Source organism: Pelomonas margarita, assembly GCF_043555875.1.
Classification (GTDB): Bacteria; Pseudomonadota; Gammaproteobacteria; order Burkholderiales; family Burkholderiaceae_C; genus Pelomonas; species Pelomonas margarita.
Genome location: NZ_JBIGHW010000059.1, coordinates 1 through 684, shown reverse-complemented (window position 1 = coordinate 684; position 684 = coordinate 1). Strand labels below are relative to the sequence as shown.

General features: G+C 65.9%; 1 pseudogene. It reads right to left on the bottom strand.

Annotation, left to right across the window (positions count from 1 at the left end):
• Nucleotides 1-179: 179 nt before the first annotated feature.
• Nucleotides 180-617 (bottom strand): annotated as a pseudogene (locus ACG0Z3_RS23215) (IS1634 family transposase); the annotation flags it as partial.
• Between the last annotated feature and the right edge of the window lie 67 nt (nt 618-684).

The following is a 684-nucleotide window of genomic DNA, read 5'->3' as shown; positions in this document are numbered from 1 at the left end:
GGCCTTGATGCGCTCGGGCAAGCGGTGGAAGACAGGCGCGATCTCGATCTCGGACTTCAGCACCTTGAAGCCGCGCTCAATGTCGGCCAACGCCTTGTAGCGCCGCACCACCTCGTCGGCGGCCATGTCCTGCACGTTGGTCACCAGCATCAGCTTGCCGTCCATCAGCTGCGCCCGGGCTGGCTCTGGCCCTCGGCGCGGATGGCGGTCAGGTCGTAGAAGACCACCGACAGGTCTTCGTCGATGAGCGGGCGCAGCAACTGGGCCACGCAGTCATCGACGGCGGTCTGGTGGTCCATTAGCGCGTCCATGCTGCGCAGCAGGTGTTGATGGCTGAGCTTGTCGACATCAACGCCCGGCAGGCTCACCGTCTGCAGCCAGCGCAGCACGCCCAGCTTGGACTCCGGGTCACACAGCCGGTTGAAGACCATCACGCGCAGGGCGTGCTCGACGGCGGTGGTGAAGCGGGCGCGCCGGAAGACGGCGGCCAGCCGATCAAAGCCGAGTTCGTGCCACAGCGCGTCCAGAGCCCACACATCGCCCAGCGACAGCGCCGACTCGAAGCGCACCTGGGGCACGTCCGCACTGCTCGCAGGGCGGCCCTTGACGCGCGCAAGTCATTGATTCATATGACCTGCATTCGCCGGCTTAGCCCGAATGAGACCGATTGGTGTCGAACTCGGG